General features: G+C 31.3%; 4 protein-coding genes and 1 pseudogene. 4 read left to right on the forward strand and 1 reads right to left on the reverse strand.

Annotated elements, in window-relative coordinates:
- Positions 1-96: 96 nt before the first annotated feature.
- Both fliM and fliY read left to right on the forward strand, forming a co-directional pair.
- Positions 97-1,083 carry a flagellar motor switch protein FliM gene (gene fliM, locus JJE11_RS15380; protein WP_291637186.1) on the forward strand — a complete coding sequence of 329 codons (987 nt, stop codon included), beginning with the start codon at positions 97-99 and terminating at the stop codon, positions 1,081-1,083.
- On the forward strand, positions 1,076-2,248 hold the full coding sequence (gene fliY, locus JJE11_RS15385; RefSeq protein WP_291637188.1) for a flagellar motor switch phosphatase FliY: 1,173 nt from the start codon (positions 1,076-1,078) through the stop codon (positions 2,246-2,248). The genes fliM and fliY overlap by 8 nt, the downstream gene beginning before the upstream one ends.
- 317 nt (positions 2,249-2,565) lie before the next feature.
- Here the strand turns inward: fliY and JJE11_RS15390 are convergent, their stop codons facing one another.
- A complete protein-coding gene (locus JJE11_RS15390; protein WP_291637190.1) occupies positions 2,566-3,513 on the reverse strand; it encodes a transposase in 948 nt (315 codons plus the stop codon).
- 102 nt (positions 3,514-3,615) lie between these two features.
- Here JJE11_RS15390 and JJE11_RS15395 point away from each other — a divergent pair.
- Positions 3,616-3,876 (forward strand): annotated as a pseudogene (locus JJE11_RS15395) (Tn3 family transposase); the annotation flags it as partial.
- Positions 3,877-3,940: 64 nt separating this feature from the next.
- On the forward strand, positions 3,941-4,330 hold the full coding sequence (locus JJE11_RS15400) for a group II intron maturase-specific domain-containing protein (protein ID WP_291637192.1): 390 nt from the start codon (positions 3,941-3,943) through the stop codon (positions 4,328-4,330).
- Positions 4,331-4,390 lie beyond the last annotated feature (60 nt).

The following is a 4,390-nucleotide window of genomic DNA, read 5'->3' on the forward strand; positions in this document are numbered from 1 at the left end:
CCTATTGCTTCTGGTTACAGCTATGTTCTTCATACCCCTAATAAAAAATAAGTTAATAAAGTAATAAAATGTTATACAGAGAGATAAGGTAGAAATATGGCAGAAGTATTATCGCAAAGTAAAATAGATTCACTTTTATCTGCCCTATCTTCTGGGGAAATAGAACCAGATCAGCTCCCAAATGAAGAAGAAAAGCATAAAATTAAATTATATGATTTTAAAAGTCCTCAAAAATTCTCAAAAGATCATCTGAGAACGCTTGAGCTCATTCATGATAATTATGGAAGAATAATATCAAGTTATTTATCTGCTCAGCTGAAAAATAATGTAAAGATTGAAATTGAAAGCATTCAGCAAATAACCTATGATGAATTTATTCATTCAATTCCTAACCCTACCATTTTAACTGTATTTAAAATGCCTCCTTTAAGTGGTTCTATATTATTTGAGACTAATCCTCAGTTTGCTTTTCAAGTAATTGATATACTTCTAGGAGGAATGGGAACAAGGAAGGTTACATTTAAAGAATTTTCTGATATAGATAAAAATATATTAAGAAATGTTAATGCAGGGCTTATAGCTAACTTGAAACTTGCTTGGGAAGATGTTTTGGAAGTACAACCAGAGATTGAGGCATTAGAGACTAATCCAGCATTTAATCAAACACTAGCTCCAAATGAACCAGTTGCTTTAATTACCTTTTCGGTAGAAATGAGTAATAACACTACTTTTATAAATATGTGTATACCTTATTTAAGTATTGAAAAAGTACTTGATAAACTAGTTGTTCAATATTGGTTTAGAGAAAATGATGAAGAATTTATAAATGAATCTAGGAATAGATTAAAAGAACAATTAAATATAGTAAGTGTGCCAATAACTGGAATGTTAGGTAGCACAAATATTACAGTAAATGAATTTCTACAATTAACTGAAGGTGATGTTATAACACTCGATAATTCAAGTGATAGCAAAGTCAGTGTATTTGTGGAAGACTGTTTGTGTTATAGTGGTAAACCTGGCATCATAGGTAAAAGCATGGGAATTCAGATAATAGATAAGGAGGTGGGAAATTATGAGTAACGGCTTTCTTTCGCAAGAAGAAATCGACACTCTCTTAAATGGAGGGGACATGAGTACTGATGACCAAAACATGAGCCCTGACAAAGAAGTAAGTGTTGACCCTATACAATCATTTGAGCTAACCGATAGTGAGAAAGATTTGCTAGGTGAAGTGGGAAATATTTCTATGGGCTCAGCATCAACAGCACTTTCCACTATAGTAGGTCAACCGGTGAATATAGCAACTCCAGTGGTTTCAGTAAGTACACTTAAAAAATTAAGGGCTGATTTTCAGGTTCCTAATATTGCTTTAGATGTGAAGTTTACAAGTGGTATCACAGGTGGAAACCTTTTAGTAATAAAAATTACTGATGCGGCAGTTATAGCTAGTTTAATGATGGGTGGAGATGACAATATACAAGGCACACCAGAACTATCAGAAATTGAAATTAGTGCAGTATCAGAAGCCATGAATCAGATGAGTGGATCTGCTGCAACATCTATGGCGACTATGTTTGCAAGAGAAGTAAATATTGCACCTCCACAATCTAAGGTATGGGATGAAAATACATCACCGTTAAGTGATAATATAGACGAAAATGAGGAAGTTGTTCAGGTAGCTTTTAAATTGACTATTGGCAATTTAATTGATAGTGTGATAATGCAAGTGATTCCTATAGAAACTGCTAAAAAAATAGTTGCGATTATGATGGGAACAGAAGAAAGCATGCAAGCTCCAAAAGCATTGAACTCTCAAAGTGACATGAAAGCACAAGAAGTAAAGCCGGATCATTTTTACATAGAACCACAAAGCACACCAATTAATACAAATGTGTCAACAGAACCAGAGTATTACGCAAAGGAAGTTGAGGTTCGCAAAGCAGCTTTTCAGCCACTAACAAAATCTCCAGTTTATAATTGTCCTAGAAACATTGAGTTAATATTAGATGTTCCACTGGAAATTTCAGTAGTACTTGGAAAAACTAAAAAGAATATTAGGGACATTTTAAATTTGGGAACTGGGTCACTAATTGAACTTGATAAACTCGCAGAAGAACCGGTGGATATATTAGTAAATGGGAAAAAAGTAGCATACGGAGAAGTCATAGTTGCAGATGAGAATTTTGGTGTTAGAATTACTAGTATCATTAGTGGAGAAGAAAGAGTTAAAACAATAATCGAATAAAGGAAGAACTACATAGTATACCAAAAAGTAATAAAGAAAATTTATTCCTTTTTGGGGTTGTAAGCCCTAACCACTGTAATTTTTGATTTTGGTTTAAAATTGTAAGTTTACTATAATATTACTTAAATAATTGATTTTATATCAACTTTCCTATAAATGATGGTTGGATCTTCTATGATTAAGACCTTTCAAACCTGTATTTTCAGAAAACATAAGTTAAAACATTCCCGAAATAGGGTACTTTCGGGAATGTTTTTGAAAAATGATATAAGAATTTTACAATATATTCAAATTTCAAAAAATGCGGGGTTTTGGGCTTAGAACCCCTTTATCAAAACTTCAGTCTTTTCATCTACAGTACTTACTATTTTTTTCATATTATAATATCCAGTATCCGCAACCACAGAAATTTTGTCCTGGTCACTGGAAATATCTTTAGCTTTAGATGACATATTAGATAATTGACCTTGATCATTAACATCATTTGTTACTTCAAAATCAACTATAAACTTATATGCGCTGTCAACTATTGTTTGCATATTATAGCAAACTTCGAATTTACCATTATTCTTCATAGATTTTGAATCTGGATCAGTCAAACAAATTTGTTTTTTACCTTGACTCTTCAATTCATTTTTTATTGTATTTAACAGATTTATTCTGTCTTTATAAGTTTCTACTTTTTCAGTTAGAACTAATTTCTGGCTTTCATCAATTGTAGAATTTATAAAATCATTTATATACTCATTGATTTTAGATTCGTAATATTCAACTTTTTTATTAATTATATTTTCATTAAAATGTTTATTTTTAGCACTGTTAGCCTTTAACTTAGTACCATCGATAGCAAGTAAATTGCCATCTATTAATCCTAGTCCCTTTATTATTAATATAAATTCTTTGAAAAGTTTTTTGATAGCTGCTTTATTATTTTTCATAAAAGCTGAAAGAGTTCCATGATCTGGACAGATTTTCTTCACAAGCCACATTAATTCAATATTCCTTTTCGTTTCGGTCACCATCCTACGAGAACTCCTTATTCTATTTATATAACAATATATATATATTTTAAGGATATCCTCTCGCTTATATGGCTTTTGGCCGGGACTAGCTCCATCAAAGATTTCAAAACCAAGATCTTCTAGGTCTAATGTATCAACATAAGCATCAATAACCCTTACAGGATTATTTTCACTTACATAATAATCTAAAGTATTAGGTAATAACTTAATTTGAAATCTATCTTCACCTAAAATAAATGGCATAATATCAGCTCCCTATAGTATATATTCGACATCAAGGAGCTAATTCCTTTTTGTTTTAAAACTTACTATAATAATTGTTAGACAGACTCAAGAGCGGTATTCTACGGTAAAAAAGGCGAGTTACACCAAGCATATAGAGAAGGGCAAGAGGATCAATTAAGTTCATTAGGACTTATTGTTAATACAATTATTGTATGGAATACACGATATATGCAAGCAGCAATTGAAAAACTACGTAAAGATGGTGAAATTATAAATGATGCTGATATTAGAAGGTTGTCTCCATTAGGTTATTATCATATTAACATTGTGGGTAAGTATTCATTTAATTTATACATAGCTATAATTTTTCCTATTGAATAATAAAGAAATAATTAATTAAGCGTCAATGGTATAAATTGTATTTCCCATTGCCGTTTTTGTTCCATTGCTACACATACCCCTTAATATACTGAATCCAATTATTATTGGCAAAGCAAACTATTGGCGTCCAATGGTATCTAAAGAAACGTTTTCAAAAATGGATTTTCATATATATAAAGTTAATCGAAGATTCTTAGAACGATTACACCCTAAAAAATCTGCAAAATGGATAAATGAGAGATACTACAAATTAGATTTAACGGGTAAAAGCAAAAATAAATGGACACTCACAGACCCAATAGAAAACAGGCAATTGAAAAGAATGATGCAGACACCAATAATAAGACACACAATGATAAAACATAATGCTAGCCCTTACAATGTAACTTTGGGAGAATACTTTAAAATGCGTGATAGGAAATATAATGATAAAACAAAAGTACAAGACAATTAGGATAAAAGTATGCTCGAGCTGTATGTCATGAAAGTGACACGTACAGTTCCTAGGCGAGAA

The sequence above is a fragment of the Clostridium sp. genome (assembly GCF_016650095.1).
Classification (GTDB): Bacteria; Bacillota; Clostridia; order Clostridiales; family Clostridiaceae; genus Clostridium_AD.

Bases quoted from the DNA above. Each gene is read 5' to 3' on its own strand.
- fliY (WP_291637188.1), top strand. From the start codon at position 1,076: ATGAGTAACGGCTTTCTTTCGCAAGAAGAAATCGACACTCTCTTAAAT.
- JJE11_RS15390 (WP_291637190.1), bottom strand. From the start codon at position 3,513: ATGCCATTTATTTTAGGTGAAGATAGATTTCAAATTAAGTTATTACCT.
- fliM (WP_291637186.1), top strand. From the start codon at position 97: ATGGCAGAAGTATTATCGCAAAGTAAAATAGATTCACTTTTATCTGCC.